The following is a 19,833-nucleotide window of genomic DNA, read 5'->3' on the forward strand; positions in this document are numbered from 1 at the left end:
CTTACCGTCCTGGCGGCCGGAAGGAGAGGGCCGGCCGCCACCTCTTTGTCAGCGGGTTTTGTCCGCCGGGGTAATCGTCAGCGAGTACCGCACCTTCGTCCCGACGGCTTGGATGACGACGACATAGGTCGTCGGCTTGTCGACGATCAAGAGGCCATAGGCGAGGTTTTCGCTCACGTATTTGAGTGGCAGGCCGACCTCACGTCCCTCAGAGTCCAGGGCCCTCAGGCGCGGGGCAGAGTCCTTCGTCACCCACTTCAGGAGGAGCGGTTCGTTTGGCTGGGCCGTGAACTTCCACACTTGCACCCCGCCACCCTCGATGTCGCCTGCCGCCGGCTTCTGGGCACTGAACTCGGCGGGAGGAAGGAGCCGACGCGTGACGGTGTAGTCTCCGGTGCCGCCGTCGCCGAACGCAGAGACCTGCACAAGGTTCTCGCCCGGTCTCCGCAAGATCAGAGTCGCGGCCGTGCCGGTCTGGTCGACACGGGGCATGTCGGTGGTCAAAGGGACCATGTCCGGGTCTAGGACGGTGGCCATTTGGACGAAGGACTGGCTGTCGGTCGCGAGGGAGACAACGTCGCCGACTTCACCGGTAAAGCTCCAAAAGTCCGCGTCGCCTGCCCTCAACTTTCCTGACGCCGCTTTCCCCTGGGGTAGGGCCAGGGCCGCCGGCCCGACACGGAACGTGTATGGCTTGCCATCGACGCGGAGCGGGCGCGTCACCGCCCACAACGTGGTGTCGCGAGAAACCTTGAGATTGGCGACCCGACTGTCACGGACGCGGCCACGCAGACTCTGGAACTGGGGGCCCGAATCCGCCTTGGGATCGGGCACGTCCGGATAGAAGGGGCTCCAATCTTGGTTCTTCGGGTCGACCGGGGGGAGCTTCGGCATCGGTTGAATGACCATCGGGGAGTCAGGCCGCAGTTCGGGGGTCGTCACCTTGAGCACTTCTCCCTTCTTGGCGGTGAACTGCCAAATGTCGACCTTGGCCTGGCCCACCGACGCCGTGACTGCCCGGCCGGTGTCACTCACCACCCGCGGGGTGTATTCGTCGACACCGATCCGTACTCGGCCATGGTCGAGCTGATAGTCACAGAAGTAGTAATAGTCGCCGTCCACCGCGGCCATCAAGACACTCTGGTCGGCCCCACGACGAAAGGGCCGCATCAGGTCGATGTCGGGCAGGCCGCAGGGGGAGACGACCCCGGCCAAGCCAAAGTCCATCGTCGGCTTGCCGTCAGCCGGGCTGTTGTACGCCTCGACGACCTGACCGCGCTTGAGGCTGATCCGGAGCAGCACGGGCAGGTCGCCTTTCACGTCGGCTTCGGTCGTGTGGCCGGGAGAGACGTCGATGGTGTCGAACACCTTGAACCGCATCGCGTACTGGCCGCCAGACTTGTCGCGGAACGACCGCCCGTGCAGGCTGTAGTCTCCCTTTGCCGGACAGCGCCACAGGAGGAGCGGCCTCTGGTCACCGGGATAGCGGTCGTCGTTGCTGGCCAGGACTTTGCCGGCGCCGTCGACGATCTCAAGGGCCGGATCAAAGGCGACGCTGCTCGCCTCCGCGATGACCACCTGGCCCGCCTCAAGTTTGAGGGGCCAGTCTGTGTGGTCGCCGGGGGTCAGGATGTGCGCGTGTTCGGGGCCGTTCAAGTACCGCCCGATCTGGCCGTTGAGTACGGCCGTGCTGCGGACGACGCCGTCCTGGCCCTGGGCACCTCCACCCGCTTGCCCACCCTGGGCCAGCCCCGACGTGGCCACCAACGCGCTGGCAGCAACGGCAATCAATCGCTTCATCGTCATGTCACCCTCTGAACCGGTCTGACGCGGTCGGGGCGACGATGTTACATCGCGCCGGACACGAGTCAAACAGGTTTTGCCGCACCGGAGCATGCGCGCCAGCCCTGCGTTAGCACTCTTGGCCTATGATTGCCAATTTCCCTTGACCCCGTCGCCCCGTCAGACGTATCCTGACAAGCAACCGGGCCGCCCTCGGCCCCGACAACACGCGAGAGGACTAAAACACCCATGCCAGCCAAGAATCTCATTTTCGACGAGACCGCCCGAAGGGCGCTCGAGCGCGGCGTCAACAAGGTCGCCGACGCGGTCAAGGTCACCCTTGGCCCCAAGGGACGCAACGTCGTCCTCGACAAAAAGTGGGGAAGCCCGACGATCACCAAGGACGGCGTCACCGTCGCCAAGGAAGTCGAACTCGAAGACCCCTACGAGAACATGGGCGCCCAGCTCTGCAAAGAAGTCGCCAGCAAGACCAACGACGTCGCGGGTGACGGCACCACCACGGCCACCGTCTTGGCCCAGTCCATCGTCAACGAAGGCCTTCGCTACGTCGCCGCCGGCGGTAACCCCATCGCCGTGAAGCGCGGCATCGACAAGGCGGTCGAGGCCGTCATCGACGCCATCAAGAAGGAAGCCAAGCCCGTCAAGGACAAGGAACAGGTCGAGTTCGTCGCCACCATCGCCGGGAACGACGGCGAGATCGGCCAGCAGGTCAGCGACGCGATGGACAAGGTCGGCAAGGACGGCGTCATCACCGTCGAGGAGAGCAAGGGCCGCGAGACCACCGTCGAGATCGTCGAGGGCATGCAGTTCGACCGCGGCTACATCAGCCCGTACTTCGTCACCGACCCCGAGCGCATGGAGACCGTCCTGGAGAACCCGCTGGTCCTGATCCACGAAAAGAAGATCAGCAGCGCCCAAGATCTCCTGCCCTTCCTCGAAAAGGCCGCCCAGGCCCGCAAGCCCATCCTGATCATCGCCGAGGACCTCGAGGCCGACGCCCTCGCCACGGTCGTCCTCAACAAGATCCGCGGCGTCCTCCAGATCGCCGCCGTCAAGGCCCCCGGGTTCGGTGAGCGCCGCAAGGCCATGCTCGAAGACATCGCCGTCCTCACCAAGGGCACCTTCATCAGCGAAGACCTCGGCACCAAGCTCGAGAACGTCGCCCTCGACATGCTCGGCACGGCGAAGAAGGTCGTGATCACGAAGGAAGACACCACGATCATCGAGGGCGCGGGCACCAAGGCCGACGTCATGGGCCGCATCGGCCAGATCAAGGCCCAGATCGAGACCACCGAGAGCAACTACGACCGCGAGAAGCTCCAGGAGCGCCTCGCCAAGCTCAGCGGCGGTGTCGCCGTGATCAAGGTCGGCGCCTCCACCGAGACCGAGCTGAAGGAAAAGAAGCACCGCTACGAGGACGCCCTTTCGGCCACCCGCGCGGCGGTCGAGGAAGGCATCGTCCCCGGCGGCGGCGTCACCCTGCTCCGCGCCGCGGCCGGTCTGGAGAAGCTGAAGGCCGAAGGCGACGAGCTGACCGGTGTCAACATCGTCAAGCGCGCCCTCGAGGCTCCGCTCCGCCAGATCGCCGAGAACGCGGGCCACGAGGGCAGCGTCGTCGTCGAGCAGATCCGGAACGCGAAGGCCGGGTTCGGCCTCAACGCCGCCACCGGTGAGATCGTCGACCTCGTCAAGGCCGGCATCGTCGACCCCGCCAAGGTCACCCGCTCGACGATCCAGAACGCCGCGTCGATCGCGGGCCTGGTCCTGACGACCGAGGCCCTCGTCGTCGAGAAGCCCGAGCCCAAGAAGGCCGCCCCCGCGCCGCACTCCCACGGCATGGACGGCATGGACTTCTAAGGCGAAGCACGACCCTTCAAAAAGTTGGCCCCGGTGGACTTTGTCCGCTGGGGCCGTTTCATGTCTTCCTTCGGGCCATGATAGAGCGATGCCGACGGTGTTTCGCTTCGGGCCGTATCGGTTCTTCTTCTTCAGCAACGAGGGTACAGAACCGCCACACATCCACGTCGAGGCGGCGGGCAAGTATGCGAAGTTCTGGATCAAGCCCGTCGTCTTCGAGAGGTCGGTGGGCTTTCGGGCGCATGATCTGGCCGAGGTCCGTCGTATCATTGAAAGCAACGAGGCCTTGATCGAGGCAAAATGGCATGAGCACTTCGGAAGCGCGTAGGCTACAAGCTCTGGCGACAAACGTCGCCTTCACGGAGCACGAGATTGTCGTGTCTCTGGCCGACGGACGGGTCGTCTCGGTGCCGCTCGAGTGGTTCCCCCGGCTCAGCCAAGCTACTCCAGAAGCCCGCGCCAACTGGCGCTTGATCGGCGGCGGTGTCGGCCTGCACTGGGAAGACCTCGACGAAGACATCTCCGTCGAGGGCCTTCTGGCTGCCTAACGCCAGACGCCGCAAAATCGGCCCCGGTGGTAGTACCGCCAGGGCCTTTGCATTGCAGAGCACCAAAGGGAAGGGCTACGCCACCTTCAGCGCGACGTCCCCGTCGCCGCCGTCTTCCCACAGCGCGAAAGGCACGCTCGCCGGCGACATCAGGTTCCGCCGCACCGCCGTCACCCGGAAGCCCACGTACGACCCCGGCACCGCCTGATAGGTGGCCTTCGTCTTCGTCGTGGTGCTGCCGAGCGTCCACGGCCCGGCCGGGTCGGACCGAGTCTCCAGCAGGAACGTCGTGCCGCTGATGTTGCCGTTGCGCTTCCATTTCAGGCTGACGAGCCCGTTGCCGTCCGCGCTGCCGACCAGGTCCAGCGGCTGGGTCGGGGCGGTCTTGCTGCCCGGAGTCTTGTGGTGGGGCAGCATCAGCGCGTCCAGCAGGTTGTCCGGCACCGCCGCGTTGGCGCGGAACAGCTTCGCGTACTTGCTGACCGTCGCCTTGCTCGCCTTCTTCTGGATGTCCTTCGCCTCGACGCTGTCCCTCGCCGCGGCCTTGGCGGTGGTGGCGTCGTTGAGGGCCGCCGTGAAGGTCGTGCTCGCCGCCGCGATCGCGGTCATGTCGGCGGGGGTGAGCCCCAACAAGGCGGTGTTCGCGGCGCAAACCGTGTTGAAGTTGGCGAGGGCGGTGTTGAGATCGCCGTCGGCGGTGATTTCGGTGATGAACGCCATGAGTGTGTTCCTCTGCGGCCACGCCCGGTCCCCGTCCGCGGCGGCCCGTTTCCGACCCCCGCGACCCGATGTGGGCCCGGCCTCTACTCTGGTCGTTCCACAAAACGCCCCGTTTCTTCCAAGAACGGGCCCGTTTGTTCTCTGAATGGGCCCGTTTGTTATTTGAACGGGCCCGTTTACTCGTTGAATGGGCCCGTTTGTTCTTTGAATGGGCCCGTTTGCTCTTCGGATGGGCCCGTTTGTTCTTTGAATGGGCCCGTTTGTTCTTTGAATGGGCCCGTTTGTTCTCTGAATGGGCCCGTTTGTTCTCTGAACGGGCCCGTTTGTTCTCTGAATGGGCCCGTTCATTCTTCGGATGGGCCCGTTTGTTCTCTGAATGGGCCCGTTTGTTCTTCGGATGGGCCCGTTTACTCTTTGAATGGGCCCGTTTAACTCTTTGGATGGGCCCGTTTAACTCTTTGGATGGGCCCGTTTAGTTCTTTGAACGGGTCTACTCTTTGAATGGCACCGTTAATTCTTCGGAGTGCCCAAGGTTAGAATGTCCTGGAAGTGTTATCTCTCTAACTCGTATATATAAGTAGTACTGTGAAATATCTTGCGAACAAAAGTCACAATCATATTTCATGGACTACAAGAAGAGAAATGAAAAAGCATATTATATGCCTACTGCAGAATGCAGCGGCAAATGCAATGATTGATATCATCGCACACGTAGTTTCAGAGAAAATTGTATCATATGTATCATTTTCCACTTGTCAAGTTCTTTTTGTTCTAAAATTTCTAATAGATTTGGTAAGAGAATATTTTAGGTTAAAGAGTAATGACGATGATAGTCCTAAGGATGATGATGTCGAAGGCCCCTAGCTTGGCCGTGTGACCCGACCGTCCGGATGGGTGCCACTGGTGCTAACCAGTGCGATTCGCCGGGCGGCCACTTAGGGGCAGGCGGTGAGCGCCGTACAATCAACCTGAGGCACGGGCATGCGGGACTTTGAGTTCAGGCAGAGACAAGCGGCGAAGCGGAAGATCTGGGCCAAGCAGATCGTCTCCCGCTGGCGCGACCCCGAGAGCCCGGAGGTGCGCCGCGAAGTCGGGCGCATCGCCACGACGCACACCTTCTGCGGTTGCATGACGTGCCGTTGGCCGAAGATCGGGGACGTGCCGACCCCACAACGCAGGCGGTCCGTCGATGCTGACAGCGACGCGTGTCTTGACGATTGACAAGGGTCGCCAACGTAAAGCGGCTGGGTGCATGGCCGTCGGCCGAAGCCGGCCCGTCGCGGCGCGGCTAGCCGGCGATCTTGACGTATTCCAAGGCCGTCCCCGGCTTGGGCACTGGGCTGCCGTCGGCGCGGGCCGACTCAATCCACACCTCGATGGCCTCGCGGATGTGCTCGATCGCTTCGTCGCGCGTGACGCCCCAGCTGGAGCACCCGGGCAGATCCGGAGCATAAACGGAATACCTTCCGTCATCTTCCTGTTCAAGCACGATGGGATATGCGATCATTTCTTCAGGCCGGACTTCTTGAGTATATCATTCAAAGTTCCTTTTGGCAGATCGCCCGCATGCATCGGAACGACCACCCGCCCCGGCTTCGACGCATGCTTGTAGACGGCGTGGACCCCTTCTGCCGATCCAGAAACCACCCGGCGGCATCCATCTGCGAGACCACCTCCTTCGCCGTCATGGCTCCAGAGCATAACTCGCCGCCAAAGCGAGGGTCAGACCTAAGGCAGCCACGATTCCAGCGCCGCCGAGATGTCCGCCTCGACGTCCCGGCGTGTCCGGCCCGACGATTTCTTGACCGCGTAGCTGTGGTCGGCGCCTTCGATCCAGTTCAGCCGCCAAACCGCCGGTGACAGCGTCGCGACGGTCGCGTCCATGATCTCCCGGGTGCAAAAGTCGTCCGCGGTGCCGTTGAGCTGCAGCGTCGGGGTTTGGACCAGGCGGAGGTGGTCTTTGCGCAGCTTTTCCAGCTGTCCCGGCGGGTGCAGGGGGTAGCCGAAGAGCAGCAGACCGTCCGCGGTGCGCCCCTCCGCCTCGACCATCGACGCCACACGCCCGCCCATCGAGTGGCCGCCGATGACGAGCCTTTCGGGCTTCAGCTCTTCGCGGACCGAGGCGACGACGGCGCGGTAGGTCTCCATGAGGACGGGCATCCGGTCGGGCATGCCCTTGCCCAGGGCGCGGTAGAGGAAATTGAACCGCACCACCGAGGCCCCCGCCCCGCGCACCAGCCCGGCCAGCCACTCCATGGTCTTGTTCTCCATGTGGCTGCCCGCGCCGTGGGCGAGGACGACGACCGTGGGGCGGACGTCGTCGTCCGCCAGCACCGGCACTTCGGCGTCGCGCAGGGGCACCGTCCATCGCATGGTCTCGATGGTTGAAGATACCGCTCACTTGAGGAAGTCGGCGACGCCCCCGGTTTGTGGCGTAGGCGGCTGGGGTAGGGTGCGGGGATGGACCAGGACAAGACGGTGACCCTGCGGATCGTGCTCAAGGCCCCGACGGTCGGGGCGTTCGGCGGGGTGCAGACGGGCTCGGGGTCCGCCGGCACGGTGAAGACCTGGCGGCAGATGGAAGCGGCGGAAGAAGAGTTCACCGTCGAGGTAACGGCCAAGGGCGGGCGCCTGCCGCTGGGCGGACCGGCCGTCCAAAAAGACGCCAAGGGACGGTTCGTCTACATTGTTTGGCGCGGGGGCGAGATCAGCCGGCGGGCCAAGGTCTATATTGAGTCGGTCACGCAGGCGATGGTCGACACTGGCCGGCCTCTCACCGTCGTCCTGCCCGGCCAGGCCCGCGACGGTTTCCCTTGTTGCGCCACGGTCAAGCCTCTGACAGATTGGCAATAGCAGGCCGCGCCCGCCGTGCAAAAAGTACCTGCGCCCGTGAGTCTCCTGCGTGGCACACGTAATTGTGCTGAATACTCATCATGGTCGGTTGAATCAATGCGACTGGTCGGCCTTCGCGCCGCCGTTGAATTGTCGCTGGGCGGTGGCGTCCACCGGTCAGCCGGCTTGAAGAGAGGTCCTGATATGAAGCTGAAACTTGTAACCCTCGCTCTGGCGGTGGCTGCCGCCGGAACTTCCTTTGCCACCCAACTCGTGACCAACGGCGACTTTGAAGCTGGCTCTGCGGGCTGGACCGAGTCGTCGGGTGGTGGGTTCGTCATCATCGGCGACTGGAGCGGTTCGGTGGTCGATGGTGCCGGTGACCTTGGCCCGCCGACGATGACCGCCTGGCTGGGCGGCTATGAGAGCGCCGACGACAGCGTCACCCAGTCCATCTCGACCGTGTCAGGCGGGACGGCGACGCTCGACTTTGACTACTACTTTGCCAATGAAGACGTGGCGGGCTTCGATTTCCTCACCGTCTCTCTGGGCGGGGTGCAGTTGGGCGAGTACGACCTTGGCAATGATGACGCTGTCGCTCTGAACGGCCCGATCCACATCACCCTCGACGTCAGTTCGATGATGGACGGGTCAGCTCAAGACCTGGCGTTCCGGGTCACGACCGACTCGTCGCTGAACAGCTCGGCGTTTATCGACAACGTCTCGTTGGTGGCGGACTCGGTGCCCGAGCCGGCGACAATGGCCGTCCTCGCCCTGGGTGTCGGAGCCCTCGTCCGACGACGCAAGGCCTAAGACGCGGTACGCCGAAGTCCAAGCGGGGCCCGGGCACGAGGAGTGCCGGGGCCCCGTTTTTGTCGGGCCGGACTAGCGGACGACTTTGCGCCGGCGGGCCAGCACCGCCGCGCCCAGTCCGAGGACGGCCATTGTCGCGGGTTCGGGCACGGCGCCATAGATGTATTGGGCGCCCGCGACGTCGTCGTGGGTCAGGTTGCGGCGGGAGCCAGCGTACACGGGTTCCATGACCGAACCCTTCACGTCGGAGTGGTCCAACCCGATCGCGTGTCCGATCTCGTGGAGGAGGACAGTGTAGAGGTCGAAGTCATGGTCGGCGGTGGTGTCGTCCGCCTCGTCGACGAAGTCCCAATGGTCCGCGACGTGGACGTCGCCTCCGATCGTCCCGCCTGTACCAGAGAAGGCCTCGGTGTTTGGCCGAAAGGCATGGGCGAGCGCGAGTCCCTCGAAGTAGACCAAGGATCCGAAGCGTATGTCCCCGAGGTGGGCACCGGACGCCTGGGACCCGCCGCCGGTGACGCCCCCGTCAGCGACACGGGTCGCGGTGAGGCCACAGACGGCGGTCCACTTTGCCAAGGCTGATGCGATCATCGCTTCTTCGTCACCGGAAGTCAGCGCGTAAAAGTCAGTTGTCGCACCACCATTGTGGTGGTCAAACTGGGCGACGCGGAGACCGACACCCATGACCGACCACGTGACGTCGCCCGGGGTGCCGTGCTCGGTCGCCATTGATTCGGCGGCGTTGCCGCCGACGTCCCACTTCGTCGATAGGAGGGCGAAGGCGTTTGCCTGGGCGGCGGCAAAGAAGATGGCGGCAGGCCAGTAATGTCGAAGCCTCATTGTTGCTCCATATTCAAGAAGTCCAAAATGGTCACACGAAAAGTGTACATCAACAGTGCGTAAAGTGTAGAGGCGATGTGAGTGTCTGTCCGTCTATTCCGGTTAGGGCGTGACACAGTGTTCCACAAGTGATGCACCACGACGGACAGAGAAACTGGCTTGGTCAAGAGTGTTGACCAAGCCAGATGTCGGGTTGAGTCGGTGCCTTAGCGGCTGGCCTTGCGGCGTCGGATCAGGGCGGCGGCGCCCAGTCCGAGGACGGTCATCGTCGCGGGCTCGGGCACCGCGCCATAGATGTATTGGGCACCGGCGATGTCGTCGGCGGTGAGGTCGCGGCGGGAACCTTCATAGACCGGTTCCATGACGGAGCCGTCGACTCCGGAGTGGCCGAGGCCAATGGCGTGACCGATTTCGTGAAGGAGGACGGTGTAAAGGTCAAAGTCATTGTCGGCGGCACTGTCGTTGGCCTCGTCCACCCAGTTCCAATCGCTGGCGACGTGGGTGTCGCCACCGATCGTCCCGCCCGCGCCGAAGTAGGCTTCGGTGCCTGGCTGCCACGCGTGAGCGAGCACGCCGCTGGAGAAGTTGTCGATGACGCCGATGCGGATGTCGCCGAGGTGGGCGCCGGACGCCTGAGAGCCGCCGCCCGTGACGCCGCCGTCAGCGACGTGGACCGCCGTGAGGTTGCAGACCGCCGTCCACTTGGCGAAGATCGAGGTGATCATCGCTTCCTCGTCGCCGGAAGTCAAGGCGCTGAAATCGCCCGTCGTCGCGCCGCCGTGGTCTTCGAATCCGGTGACGCCGAGCCCGGAACCCATGATCGACCAAGTCACATAGCCCGCGGTGCCGTGGTTGGTGGCCATCGTTTCGGCGGCATTGCCTCCGACGTCCCATTTGCTGGACATGAGGGTATAGGCGTTGGCGTGAGCGGCGACAACAAGGATGCCGACAGGCAAGAGGTATCGTAGTTTCATCTGTTCTCCACGAGCCAAGCCGGCCTGGCATGGCACAGTGTCAAGTATCTCTCAAGTTTCAGTCCATGAAGACTTGAATTGTCAATAACTGGTAAGTGTGTGGCTAGTGTTATTACGAGGTGTTTTGAGGAGTCGGTAGGCCTTGTCACGTCAACAACTATTCCTAACACCCACTTTTTGAAAAATGTGCGTCGGCAAGGTGAAGGGTCCTGGCCCCGCCAAGCATCTTGACGGGGCCAGGACCCTTGCACAGTATTCCCGACCGCGCTTAGCGGTTGGCTTTCCGGCGTCGGACCAGGGCCGCGGCACCGAGTCCAAGGATGGTCATCGTCGCGGGTTCGGGGACCGCACCATAGATGTACTGGGCACCGGCGATGTCGTCGGCGGTGAGAACCCGTCGCGAACCGGTGTAGTCAGGGTCCATCACCGTCCCGACCACGTCCGAGTCCTCAAGGCCGATCGCGTGCCCGACTTCGTGAAGAATGATCGTGTAGAGGTCGTAATCATCGTCGACCGCACTGTCGTTGGGGTCGTCGACCCAGTTCAAGCCACTTACAATGTGGATGTCGCCACCGATGGTGCCTCCCAGGCCAAACGTGGCCTCGGTGGATGGCATGTAGCAGTGCCCGAACTGGCTATAGTGGAAGTAGTCGATGGTGCCGATACGGATGTCGCCGAGATGACCCCCGTCCGCCTCCGCTGCTCCACCGGCGACGCCGCCGTCGGCCACGTGGGCGGTTGTAAATCCGCAGACCGCCGACCATTGGGCGAACGCCGACGCGATCATCGCCTCTTCGTCGCTGGACGTCAGTGTGCTGAAGTCTCCGGTCGTGTGACCCGTATGGTCGTCGTCGTATCCGACGATGTCCAGGCCGGCGCCCATCACCGACCAGGTCGCAAAGCCTGGGGTACCGTGGCTGATCGACATCGATTCGGCGTTGTTGCCCCCTGCACCCCACTTACTGGGAAACGTGTTAAAGGCGTGGGCCTGAGCAGTGACAAGGAGGATGCCCGCAGGCAAGAGGGATCGAATATTCAACTTGTTCTCCATAGACCAAACCTTGCTGGTCGGTGTGCTGTCAAGTATTTATCAATTGCCTACATAAAGAAACGTCAAACAGTAAAACCTGGTAAGTATTGTCGATCTCGAGTGGACCAGACGACGTAGAGGCGTCACACCGAGGCAGTGGTACTGGGGGCGGCGAACTTGACCCCGAGGTCCTCGGCCGCCGCCAGCACTTGGGTGATGATCTCCGACCGCGTCCGCAACTCGTCGGTCCATGTCGGCACGTCCAAGTAGCACTGGATGATGATGTGGAGACCGGTCGGCCCGAAGTCGTTGAGATAGGAGACGTCTGACTCGGCGACGGTGGCCCGCTCTGCGTGGAGGATGTCGCGGATGCGGGCGGCAAAAGTGTCCAATGCGCCCGGTGGGGTGCCGTATTCCACCCTTAGCACGGTGCGAAACCGCCGCTTCCGGCGCTTACCGAAGTTCTCGACGCTGGTCGTCACCAAGGTGCTGTTGGGCATGACGATCAACGAGTCCTCGAAGGTGCGGACCCGCGTCGAACGCAAGCGGATGTCTTCGACGACCCCCTCGACATCGCCGACCTTCACCCAGTCGCCGATCTTGAACGGGCGTTCGACGAGCACCATGACCGAGCCGAAGAGGTTCTCGACGCTGTCCTTTGCCGCCAGGGCCAACATGACGCCGCCAATGCCCAGGGTAGCGAGGAAAGCGGTCACATTGACACCGACCTGGGCGAGGAGCGTGAGGCCGGCGACAAGGATGATGACCGCCATGCCAAGCCGGGAAATCACCGGGACGACGATGTCGACCTCGCCGTCGTTTCGGGCGGCGTGACGGCTCACGACGACCTTCAGCGCGCCGTCCCACACCGCGCCGACGAAGAGCACTGCGGCGGCGTATTGGGCGAGCAAGGCGATGAACGCGGTCGCCCCAGAAAGCCCGCCGGGCAGGCCGAGGTAGGGCGTCAAACCGGCGAACACCGAAGCGAAGAGAAAGACGCCGACGGCCGATCCCGCGCGCTGGATCTCCCGGTAGCGCCCGTCCGACTTTTTGAGGCGCAGGATGACCCTACCCAGAAGCTGGGCGAGTCCCTTCGCGACGAGGGCCAGGAAGGCGCCCATCACGAGCATGATCGTGAGCAAGATCCATTTCCACCGGGCGACACCCAAGAAGTCGGAGTGGAGTTCGGCGGGCATGGCGTCGCCAAACCACTTCGCGGGGTCGAACTTTTGCTCCCCGGGGTCCATGAGTCCGCGGATCACCGGTTTGGACTTGACTTGGTTCCACACCTCGTCGAGGCGACTCAGCGTGGTCGGGGTGAAGCGGAACGCGCCGTCCGGGCTCTTGTCGACGACCACCTCGCCGACAAGGTCACCGTTCCGGCGGTGGATGGGTACCGTGTACGGCTTTGAGTCGGGGAGGTTGGGGACCTTCTGGACGTCGATGTAGAGTTCCCGGTTGAGGATGGCCAGGAGCTTGTTGGCGAGCTGCGGGCCCTTGGTCGGGCGTTCGATGACCGGCACGCCGGTGAGGTCCAGGGTCGCCACCGCGGCCATGACGTCGCCTTCGTTCATGCCGTCGAAGAATGTCCGGAGGGTCGCCCGGGGCGAAGCCAAGGTGTCAGGGACCGCCGGACGCCCGGAGCTTGTGGCGGGGAACTGCGCCGCCGCCAACGACGTGGCGAGGGTCAAGAGTAACGCCCACCGTCCCCGCTGGCCCGTCATGCCCCCGGATCTTACCAAGGGTCCGGCTGTCACCCCGAAAGAAAATGTTGTCCCATTGGTCGATGGTCCGGTAAAACGCAGGGGTTGTGTGGAAACGGACTCTGCTTCTCGTAAGCGGTGTCGCCCTCGTGGCCGCCGCAAACGCTCAGGGTGACCCCCAGACGGTCGCCAAGATCATCGCCGAAGGGAAGGGTGCCAACAAGGCCCGGTTCATCCTTGAACGGATCACGATTGACTTTGGGTCGCGCCTGACCTCGTCGTCGTACCTGCACCAGGCCCAACTATGGGCGGTCGACCAGTTTAAGTCCTTTGGGTGCAGCAACGTGCACATGGAGAAGTGGGGTGAGTACCCGGTCGGCTTCGACCGCGCCCGGGGCGGTTTTGTTTCCCGCATGACTTCGCCGGTCGTCCGAGAACTGCAGTTCACGACGCCGAGCTGGACACCTGGCACGGACGGCCTGGCCAAGGGACAGGCGGTCTTGGAGCCGGCGACGAAGGCGGAGTTCGACAAGATCAAGGGGTCGCTGAAGGGCAAGTGGCTGGTCCGTCGCGCCCAGACCGAGATGAAGGCGGACGAGCGGCTGGAACTCTTCAAAGAAGCGGGGAAGGCCGGTGCGCTTGGCGTCGTCCAAGGGGCGCGGAGCGAGCTTGTCGTCACCAGCGGTCGCTACAAGTTTGAGTGGGACGACCGCCCGACCCAAACCCACATCACCGTCCGCAAGAGCGACTATGACGCGATCGTCGAGGGTCTTGCCAAGGGGAAGGTAGAGCTAGAATTCAATATCCCGCAAAAGATGTACAAGGGCCCCGTGCCCAATTACAACGTCATCGCGGAGATCAAGGGCACCGAGAAGCCCGACGAAGTCGTCATTGTAAGTGGTCACTATGACAGTTGGGACGGTCCGGGGAGCCAGGGCGCGCTCGACAATGGCACCGGGTCAAGCGTCACCTTGGAGGCGGCGCGGTTGCTCCTCGCAGTGGGCGCTAAACCCAAGCGCACGATCCGCTTCATCTTGTGGAGCGGTGAGGAGCAGGGCCTCTTTGGCTCTCGCGGCTATGTCAAGGACCACGAGAAGGAAATGGACAAGATCAGCGCCTGCCTCGTCGATGACGGCGGAACGAACTACTGGGGCGGGTTTGTCGGCCTGGCGACCCAGCAGGCGATGTTCCAGCCTTCGATCGACGCCCTCAATGCGGCGTTTCCCGAGTTACCCATGAAGTTCGTCACCCAGGCGCGGATGCCGCGAGGCGGAGGAAGCGACCACGCGAGCTTCAACGCCGTCGGCGTCCCCGGGTTCTTCACTCTTGAGACGGGGGTCAGCGACTACACCTACGTCCACCACACCCAGCACGACAAGTTGGAAGCGGCGATCAACGCTTACCTGATCCAGTCCAGCACGGCCGCGGCGGTCACCGCGTACAACCTGGCTTGTGCGGACACGATGATGCCGCGCGGGCCGAAGCCGGCCGCACCGAGCAGCGGAAGATAGCCGCCCGCAAAGCTAAAGAGAGCAGGCTGCCCGCTTGATGCGGGCAGCCTGCTCTTGACTTAACTGCTTAGGCCGTGCTTACCAGCGGCCACCGCCGCCATAGCCGCCACGGCCACCACCGCCACCGTAGCCGCCTCGACCGCCGCCGTAGCCACCACGACCACCGCCGCCGCCACCGGAGCGCTCTTCGCGCGGGCGGGCTTCGTTGACGGTGATCTTGCGACCATTCCAGTCGGAGTTGTGCTTGTCGGCCACGGCAGCTTCAAAGTGGTCGGCGTCAACGTCGACGAAGCCAAAGCCTCGGCCTTCGATCACGCGGGGGTTGGTCGCGCCATATTCGCTGAACTGCGCGGCGAGCTGCTGCTCGTTGACAGAATACGGCAAGTTGCCGACATAAAGGGTTTTGGTAGCCATTGCTTTTGATGCCTTCTCCGCCTTGGAAAAGGGTTCCGTATCTCTAGGCCAGGGGGATCATCTTGCAGGAACGGCCGTTAGGGACAGTCGACAGGAAGACACCAGACAAGGAGGCGTAACAGGGCCATTATGGTCCACTTCCTCCGTTACCGTAGAAAATACCTACCACGCGGGTCGGTGCATCGCCCAGACGTCGACGCCGTCGAAGTGGGCCGTCGCGACGACCCTGAAGCCTTGACGCTCATACCAGGCGACGTTGGACTCGACCTCAGTCTCGAGGCAGAGCCCGACGCAACCGGGCCGGGACCGGGCGAACCCCATGGCTGCGGCCAGCAAGTCTGCCCCGTACCCACGGCCTTGGTAGGCAGGGTCGACGCCGAGCATTGAGACATACACATGGGGCGTGGGGAAGGGGAGAGGATCGACCGTGGCAAAGAACATCTCAAAGAACGCCCGTGTCTCGGGGCCAGCTTCACGGAGGAATCGCTCAAAGGAGTCCACGGCCTCCGACGACCTTTCAATTTCGGGCAGGTTCAGCATGGCGACGCCGACGGCGGCACTGTCCTCTTCGGCCACAAAGACGGGGACTCCCGCCCTGACCCGACGCTCCACCGATTCACGCATCATGCGGTCGACCCACGACTCATACCGCCCCGGGGAATGCGCGAACGCCCGGCGGGGGATGATGTAGTCGTAGAACGACTTGGCGATGGGCGCGGCGACGACTGATGGGTCGTCATCGGCGGTGACAAGACGGACCATGGCAGGAGCACGCTACCTGGACCCGACAACATATGAGCCCATGCGCCAGCGTAGGATGAAGAAGTGATCGCCGCCGCCTGCCTTGTCCTTGCCGTGCTCCAACCTGCGATCGTGGTGCAGGGCGGTGTCGTGTACGACGGCACGGGAGCGCCAGGGCGTGTCGCCGACGTCCGGGTCGAAGGCGGGCGGGTGCGCGCGGTCGGCACCGACTTGGCACGGCCGGGAGACGAGGTCATCGACGCCCGGGGCATGGCCGTGGCCCCGGGGTTCATCGACTCGCACAGCCATGCTGACGAAGGGGTCTTCGAGGACCCTGACGCTGAGACCCAGATCCGTCAGGGCGTCACGACCGCCGTGGTCGGGGAGGACGGCGGGTCTGCGTATCCCGTCCGAGACTTCTTCAGGCGGCTCGAACTCGAGCCGGTCGCGCTGAACTTCGCCAGCTTTGTCGGCCACGGCACCGTCCGTGGCCTTGTCGTCGGACCGGACGACCGTCCCTCCACCGCGAACGAAAGGCTGAGGATGGCTGAGATGGTCGCCGCGGAGATGCGCGACGGGGCACTTGGGCTCTCCAGCGGGCTCGAGTATCAGCCGGGCCGGTACGCCGACACCAAGGAGTTGGTCGAGCTCGCCCAGGCCGCCGGAAGATCCGGAGGCATGTACATCAGCCACGTGCGGAACGAAGATGTGGCCGCGTTCAAGGCGTTTGAGGAACTGGTCGAGGTGGCCCGGCGCGCCCACGTGCCTGCCCAGATCAACCACATCAAGCTAGGGGCCGCGTCGGTCTGGGGCCGGGCCAAAGACGTCCTTAAGCTCATGGACAAAGCGGAGCAGGAGGGCTTGGACATCACCGCCGACGTCTACCCCTACCTGTACTGGCAATCGACTGTCCGGGTCATCATCGCCACCGAGCAGTTCGACGACCGTAAGCAATGGGAAGCTGGCCTCCAGATGATCGGCGGCCCCGAACACGTCCTCCTCACAAGGTATTCGCCTGACCCGTCCTGGGAAGGCAAGACCATCGCCGCCCTCTCGCGTCAGACGGGTAAGGACGCCGTGACCTTGATCCAGCAGATCATCCATGAGTGCTATGACAAGGGCAAAGACGGTCGGGAAAGTGTCGTCGTGACCGCGATGTCGGAAGACGACTTGCAGACGTTCCTGCGAGACCCCCGCGTCTCGATCTGCAGTGACGGCGGGCTCCACGGTTCGCACCCGCGCGGAGCGGGGACCTTTCCACGGGTTTTGGGGGTCTATGTCCGGGAGAAGGGAGTCCTCACCCTTCCGGAGGCGGTCCGCAAGATGACGTCGATGCCGGCCAAGCGGTTCGGACTCAGGGACAGGGGCCGCTTGGCCACCGGTTATTGGGCCGACATCGTGGTCTTCGATCCCAAGACCATTTTGGACAAGGCCACGACGACTTCGCCCCAGGCCAAGCCGGTAGGCATCGACACGGTCTTGGTCAACGGAGTGAAGGTCTTGTCTCGCGGCGCACTCACTCACGCGCGTCCCGGTTTGCCTTTGCGTCGGCCAAGGTGACTGATTCGCGGTGGTGACCTTTTCTTTTGGATGACTCCGCTGGTAAAACCGGCCCGAGGATCAGCATGACTTCAATGAACCTGCGGCTTGCCGCATTGACCCTTTGTGCCGTTCTTGCCACCACTGCACTTGCTGCCGACAAGGAGAATCCGTTTTCCGCCCGCGCCGGGTTGTTTTGGCCGATGTCGAGCCACACCCGGAGTGAGACAAAGACCCTGGGCTTTGGCCTGGGAGTCAGCTACCAGCTCCCCAACCTCAACATGGGCGCGTACAACAACGCCAACTGGGGCCTTGACCTTGACGGAATGTGGGTCGGGAGTGGCGGCAACAAGATCGAGGCGTATGACCTGATGTTGGTCGGCCGCTGGATGAACACGAACCTGCACGCGGGCCAGATGTCGTTCTACTACGGTGCCGGTGTCGGACTCTCCCGGATGAGGGGCGAGAGCACGACCACGACCACCAGTGGCGGCGGTGGTGGCGGTGGCGGCGGTGAATTGGTGAGCAGCCGCGAGCCGGTCGTGACGACGACGACGAACTCGGAGTCCAAGACGTCCCTTGCCGGCAAGATCCTCATCGGCACGATGCTGAGCAAGCAGGCGTTCGCCGAGCTGGCCTTCCGTATCGCGCCGAGCGTCAACGGTATCAACACCAACGGCCTTTCCCTGCAGATCGGTTACAAGTTCTAAAGGTCAGTCTCGGTCGCTAAGCGCTGGTCAAGACAAGTGTCTTGGCCAGCGTTGCTTGCTTTTCCAAGGCAAGGATTTGTCGCATGAAGCCCGCCTGACCCAGCCCTTCTCAAGATTTGGTCGCCTTGTCGCATGAGCAAACCAGAACATCTTGCCCGAGGTGGGTTGGCCGTCACCATTTCGGGCTCCAGACCAGGTAAACCACGGGTGACAGCGCAGAGGCTGATGAAACATGTTGACTGGAGCGATTCTCAGCGTGGCCCTTGGAGGGGTCATGGTTGACGGCACATTCGGCGACGACGTCGCCTTCCTCAAAAAGCACGCGGACCCGGTGGTCCTCCGCAACGGCACAGGCTCGGTGGTGGTCGTGCCCAAGTACCAGGGCCGCGTCATGACCAGTTCGAGCAACGGTGACGCCGGCACCGGCTACGGCTGGATCAACTACGAGCTGATCGAAAGTGGCGAGGTTAAGAAGAACTTCAACCCGATCGGCGGGGAAGAGCGGTTTTGGCTCGGCCCCGAAGGCGGGCAGTTCTCCCTCTTCTTCAAGAAGGGTGACCCGTTCGAGTTCAACAATTGGCAGGTCCCCGCCGCCATCGACACGGAGCCGTACCGCGTCGTCAGCAAGACGACCTCGTCGATCACCCTGACCCACACGGCGACGTTCACGAACTACTCGGGCACGCAACTGAAGGTGGGGGTCAAGCGGAGCGTCAGCCTGCTCGGCCCGAAGCGGCTGAGGGCACGCCTCGGCATCACCGTCCCGCCGGGTGTCAAGAGCGTCGCCTATGACGCCCTCAGTTCAATCACGAACGCGGGTTCAAAGTCGTGGACCAAGGCGACCGGTGCCCCTAGTATCTGGGTGCTCTCCATGCTGAAGCCCGGCGACGAGACCAACGTGGTGGTCCCCTACAACACCAAAGCCACGGGCACGGTGCTCGTCGACAACTACTTTGGCAAGGTGCCCGCCGACCGGCTGAAGATCGGCAAGTCGGCCGCGTACTTCCGCTGTGACGGCACGATGCGGACCAAGATCGGCCTTCCGCCGGCCCGGGTCAAGCCTTATCGGGACGGCGCGGCGATCGGAAGCTTTGACGCCGCCCATAACGTCCTCACCATCCTTCATTTCAGCTTTGAGCCTGGAGTCAAGGACTACGTGAACTCCCTCTGGGAACTCCAAAAGGAGCCCTTCCGTGGCGACGTGGCGAACAGCTACAACGACGGTCCGCCCGCCCCTGGCGTCAAGCCGATGGGCCCGTTCTATGAGCTCGAGTCCTCGTCTCCGGCCCTGTTCTTGAAACCTGGGGCCAGCCGTTCGCACAGCCACATGATCGCCCACTTCGAAGGGCCGCGAGAAAAGCTCGATCCGATCGCCCGGAAGATCCTGGGCGTTGGCCTTGACGAGATCTCTGGGGCCTTTAAGGGCTAATCGACCGGGGGGCTGGTGGTCTCGCACGCTGACCGCCGGCCCCCACAAATCAGGGAACAGCCAAACATGTTCGTCGTCGTGTCAAAGTGGGAGTTCGACCCGATGGTCGAGGAAGCCACCCTCGCCACGGCCGGCCAGATGATGGCCGTGATCGGAAGCTGGGACGGTGTGGAAGAGGCCTACAACATCCGCACCGGGCCAGGTCATGTGCTTGCCGTCATCAAGTACCGTGACGAGGCGACGTACGACCGCTTGGTCCGCGCCGCCGACAACCCGTTCGACAAACTGGCCGCTGAGCACGGCTTCGACAACGGCGCCACCTGGCTCTGGTCGGAGCGCGGGCATGTCGTGCGCTGAATAGGACGCGCC

General features: G+C 63.3%; 22 protein-coding genes. 11 read left to right on the forward strand and 11 right to left on the reverse strand.

The features are described 5' to 3' along the window. Positions 1-48: 48 nt before the first annotated feature. The gene (locus tag KF857_06350; protein ID MBX3111613.1) at positions 49-1,800 is read right to left on the reverse strand and encodes a hypothetical protein; all 1,752 of its coding nucleotides are present in this window, start codon (positions 1,798-1,800) and stop codon (positions 49-51) included. 231 nt (positions 1,801-2,031) lie between these two features. On the opposite strand from KF857_06350, the gene groL reads away from it, so the two are divergent. From groL to KF857_06365, 3 genes are all read left to right on the forward strand, one after another. After that, positions 2,032-3,660 (forward strand): chaperonin GroEL, encoded by a 1,629-nt coding sequence (gene groL, locus KF857_06355; GenBank protein MBX3111614.1) that lies wholly within the window; start codon positions 2,032-2,034, stop codon positions 3,658-3,660. 88 nt (positions 3,661-3,748) lie between these two features. After that, entirely contained in the window at positions 3,749-3,988 is a 240-nt protein-coding gene (locus tag KF857_06360; GenBank protein MBX3111615.1) for a DUF4160 domain-containing protein, read from the forward strand. After that, complete coding sequence (locus tag KF857_06365) at positions 3,966-4,208, forward strand: DUF2442 domain-containing protein (protein ID MBX3111616.1); 243 nt, start codon at positions 3,966-3,968, stop codon at positions 4,206-4,208. The genes KF857_06360 and KF857_06365 overlap by 23 nt, the downstream gene beginning before the upstream one ends. 75 nt (positions 4,209-4,283) lie before the next feature. On the opposite strand, the gene KF857_06370 is transcribed toward KF857_06365, so the two are convergent. Continuing rightward, on the reverse strand, positions 4,284-4,928 hold the full coding sequence (locus tag KF857_06370) for a hypothetical protein (GenBank protein MBX3111617.1): 645 nt from the start codon (positions 4,926-4,928) through the stop codon (positions 4,284-4,286). Positions 4,929-5,909: 981 nt separating this feature from the next. Here KF857_06370 and KF857_06375 point away from each other — a divergent pair. Beyond that, a complete protein-coding gene (locus tag KF857_06375; GenBank protein ID MBX3111618.1) occupies positions 5,910-6,149 on the forward strand; it encodes a hypothetical protein in 240 nt (79 codons plus the stop codon). Positions 6,150-6,216: 67 nt separating this feature from the next. Here KF857_06375 and KF857_06380 read toward each other — a convergent pair whose 3' ends face one another. The 3 genes from KF857_06380 to KF857_06390 are packed head-to-tail and all read right to left on the reverse strand — an operon-like array spanning position 6,217 to position 7,301. Then, positions 6,217-6,435 carry a type II toxin-antitoxin system HicB family antitoxin gene (locus tag KF857_06380; GenBank protein MBX3111619.1) on the reverse strand — a complete coding sequence of 73 codons (219 nt, stop codon included), beginning with the start codon at positions 6,433-6,435 and terminating at the stop codon, positions 6,217-6,219. Further along, complete coding sequence (locus tag KF857_06385) at positions 6,432-6,629, reverse strand: type II toxin-antitoxin system HicA family toxin (protein MBX3111620.1); 198 nt, start codon at positions 6,627-6,629, stop codon at positions 6,432-6,434. Before KF857_06385 ends, KF857_06380 begins: the two co-directional genes overlap by 4 nt. 27 nt (positions 6,630-6,656) lie before the next feature. Further along, positions 6,657-7,301, reverse strand: coding sequence for an alpha/beta fold hydrolase (locus KF857_06390; GenBank protein MBX3111621.1), 645 nt, complete (start codon positions 7,299-7,301; stop codon positions 6,657-6,659). Positions 7,302-7,388: 87 nt separating this feature from the next. On the opposite strand from KF857_06390, the gene KF857_06395 reads away from it, so the two are divergent. Together KF857_06395 and KF857_06400 are read left to right on the forward strand one after the other, a co-directional pair. Next, positions 7,389-7,781 carry a hypothetical protein gene (locus KF857_06395; protein MBX3111622.1) on the forward strand — a complete coding sequence of 131 codons (393 nt, stop codon included), beginning with the start codon at positions 7,389-7,391 and terminating at the stop codon, positions 7,779-7,781. Between the two features lie 183 nt (positions 7,782-7,964). Next, entirely contained in the window at positions 7,965-8,573 is a 609-nt protein-coding gene (locus tag KF857_06400; GenBank protein MBX3111623.1) for a PEP-CTERM sorting domain-containing protein, read from the forward strand. Between the two features lie 72 nt (positions 8,574-8,645). On the opposite strand, the gene KF857_06405 is transcribed toward KF857_06400, so the two are convergent. From KF857_06405 to KF857_06420, 4 genes are all read right to left on the reverse strand, one after another. Further along, positions 8,646-9,413 (reverse strand): matrixin family metalloprotease, encoded by a 768-nt coding sequence (locus KF857_06405; protein ID MBX3111624.1) that lies wholly within the window; start codon positions 9,411-9,413, stop codon positions 8,646-8,648. A 206-nt stretch (positions 9,414-9,619) separates the two neighbouring features. Next, positions 9,620-10,387 (reverse strand): matrixin family metalloprotease, encoded by a 768-nt coding sequence (locus KF857_06410; protein MBX3111625.1) that lies wholly within the window; start codon positions 10,385-10,387, stop codon positions 9,620-9,622. 268 nt (positions 10,388-10,655) lie between these two features. Further along, positions 10,656-11,438, reverse strand: coding sequence for a matrixin family metalloprotease (locus KF857_06415; GenBank protein MBX3111626.1), 783 nt, complete (start codon positions 11,436-11,438; stop codon positions 10,656-10,658). A 122-nt stretch (positions 11,439-11,560) separates the two neighbouring features. After that, positions 11,561-13,141 (reverse strand): mechanosensitive ion channel family protein, encoded by a 1,581-nt coding sequence (locus KF857_06420; protein ID MBX3111627.1) that lies wholly within the window; start codon positions 13,139-13,141, stop codon positions 11,561-11,563. Between the two features lie 86 nt (positions 13,142-13,227). Here KF857_06420 and KF857_06425 point away from each other — a divergent pair, with 86 nt between their 5' ends. Next, complete coding sequence (locus KF857_06425; GenBank protein ID MBX3111628.1) at positions 13,228-14,631, forward strand: M20/M25/M40 family metallo-hydrolase; 1,404 nt, start codon at positions 13,228-13,230, stop codon at positions 14,629-14,631. A gap of 78 nt (positions 14,632-14,709) precedes the next feature. On the opposite strand, the gene KF857_06430 is transcribed toward KF857_06425, so the two are convergent. Then, on the reverse strand, positions 14,710-15,045 hold the full coding sequence (locus KF857_06430; GenBank protein ID MBX3111629.1) for a hypothetical protein: 336 nt from the start codon (positions 15,043-15,045) through the stop codon (positions 14,710-14,712). A 162-nt stretch (positions 15,046-15,207) separates the two neighbouring features. After that, positions 15,208-15,807, reverse strand: coding sequence for a GNAT family N-acetyltransferase (locus KF857_06435; protein MBX3111630.1), 600 nt, complete (start codon positions 15,805-15,807; stop codon positions 15,208-15,210). A 63-nt stretch (positions 15,808-15,870) separates the two neighbouring features. Here KF857_06435 and KF857_06440 point away from each other — a divergent pair, with 63 nt between their 5' ends. From KF857_06440 to KF857_06455, 4 genes are all read left to right on the forward strand, one after another. Next, positions 15,871-17,346, forward strand: coding sequence for a D-aminoacylase (locus KF857_06440; protein ID MBX3111631.1), 1,476 nt, complete (start codon positions 15,871-15,873; stop codon positions 17,344-17,346). A gap of 74 nt (positions 17,347-17,420) precedes the next feature. Beyond that, the gene (locus tag KF857_06445; GenBank protein ID MBX3111632.1) at positions 17,421-18,035 is read left to right on the forward strand and encodes an outer membrane beta-barrel protein; all 615 of its coding nucleotides are present in this window, start codon (positions 17,421-17,423) and stop codon (positions 18,033-18,035) included. Between the two features lie 274 nt (positions 18,036-18,309). Next, positions 18,310-19,464 carry a hypothetical protein gene (locus KF857_06450; GenBank protein MBX3111633.1) on the forward strand — a complete coding sequence of 385 codons (1,155 nt, stop codon included), beginning with the start codon at positions 18,310-18,312 and terminating at the stop codon, positions 19,462-19,464. Positions 19,465-19,530: 66 nt separating this feature from the next. Then, positions 19,531-19,821 carry a hypothetical protein gene (locus tag KF857_06455; protein ID MBX3111634.1) on the forward strand — a complete coding sequence of 97 codons (291 nt, stop codon included), beginning with the start codon at positions 19,531-19,533 and terminating at the stop codon, positions 19,819-19,821. The last annotated feature ends 12 nt before the right edge of the window (positions 19,822-19,833 follow it).

It is taken from the genome of Fimbriimonadaceae bacterium (genome assembly GCA_019638795.1).
Lineage (GTDB): Bacteria > Armatimonadota > Fimbriimonadia > Fimbriimonadales > Fimbriimonadaceae > JAHBTB01.

Coding starts and splice junctions, on each gene's coding strand:
- KF857_06350 (MBX3111613.1), bottom strand. CDS start 1,800: ATGAAGCGATTGATTGCCGTTGCTGCCAGCGCGTTGGTGGCCACGTCG.
- groL (MBX3111614.1), top strand. CDS start 2,032: ATGCCAGCCAAGAATCTCATTTTCGACGAGACCGCCCGAAGGGCGCTC.
- KF857_06360 (MBX3111615.1), top strand. CDS start 3,749: ATGCCGACGGTGTTTCGCTTCGGGCCGTATCGGTTCTTCTTCTTCAGC.
- KF857_06365 (MBX3111616.1), top strand. CDS start 3,966: ATGAGCACTTCGGAAGCGCGTAGGCTACAAGCTCTGGCGACAAACGTC.
- KF857_06370 (MBX3111617.1), bottom strand. CDS start 4,928: ATGGCGTTCATCACCGAAATCACCGCCGACGGCGATCTCAACACCGCC.
- KF857_06375 (MBX3111618.1), top strand. CDS start 5,910: ATGCGGGACTTTGAGTTCAGGCAGAGACAAGCGGCGAAGCGGAAGATC.
- KF857_06380 (MBX3111619.1), bottom strand. CDS start 6,435: ATGATCGCATATCCCATCGTGCTTGAACAGGAAGATGACGGAAGGTAT.
- KF857_06385 (MBX3111620.1), bottom strand. CDS start 6,629: ATGCTCTGGAGCCATGACGGCGAAGGAGGTGGTCTCGCAGATGGATGC.
- KF857_06390 (MBX3111621.1), bottom strand. CDS start 7,301: ATGCGATGGACGGTGCCCCTGCGCGACGCCGAAGTGCCGGTGCTGGCG.
- KF857_06395 (MBX3111622.1), top strand. CDS start 7,389: ATGGACCAGGACAAGACGGTGACCCTGCGGATCGTGCTCAAGGCCCCG.
- KF857_06400 (MBX3111623.1), top strand. CDS start 7,965: ATGAAGCTGAAACTTGTAACCCTCGCTCTGGCGGTGGCTGCCGCCGGA.
- KF857_06405 (MBX3111624.1), bottom strand. CDS start 9,413: ATGAGGCTTCGACATTACTGGCCTGCCGCCATCTTCTTTGCCGCCGCC.
- KF857_06410 (MBX3111625.1), bottom strand. CDS start 10,387: ATGAAACTACGATACCTCTTGCCTGTCGGCATCCTTGTTGTCGCCGCT.
- KF857_06415 (MBX3111626.1), bottom strand. CDS start 11,438: ATGGAGAACAAGTTGAATATTCGATCCCTCTTGCCTGCGGGCATCCTC.
- KF857_06420 (MBX3111627.1), bottom strand. CDS start 13,141: ATGACGGGCCAGCGGGGACGGTGGGCGTTACTCTTGACCCTCGCCACG.
- KF857_06430 (MBX3111629.1), bottom strand. CDS start 15,045: ATGGCTACCAAAACCCTTTATGTCGGCAACTTGCCGTATTCTGTCAAC.
- KF857_06435 (MBX3111630.1), bottom strand. CDS start 15,807: ATGGTCCGTCTTGTCACCGCCGATGACGACCCATCAGTCGTCGCCGCG.
- KF857_06445 (MBX3111632.1), top strand. CDS start 17,421: ATGAACCTGCGGCTTGCCGCATTGACCCTTTGTGCCGTTCTTGCCACC.
- KF857_06450 (MBX3111633.1), top strand. CDS start 18,310: ATGGTTGACGGCACATTCGGCGACGACGTCGCCTTCCTCAAAAAGCAC.
- KF857_06455 (MBX3111634.1), top strand. CDS start 19,531: ATGTTCGTCGTCGTGTCAAAGTGGGAGTTCGACCCGATGGTCGAGGAA.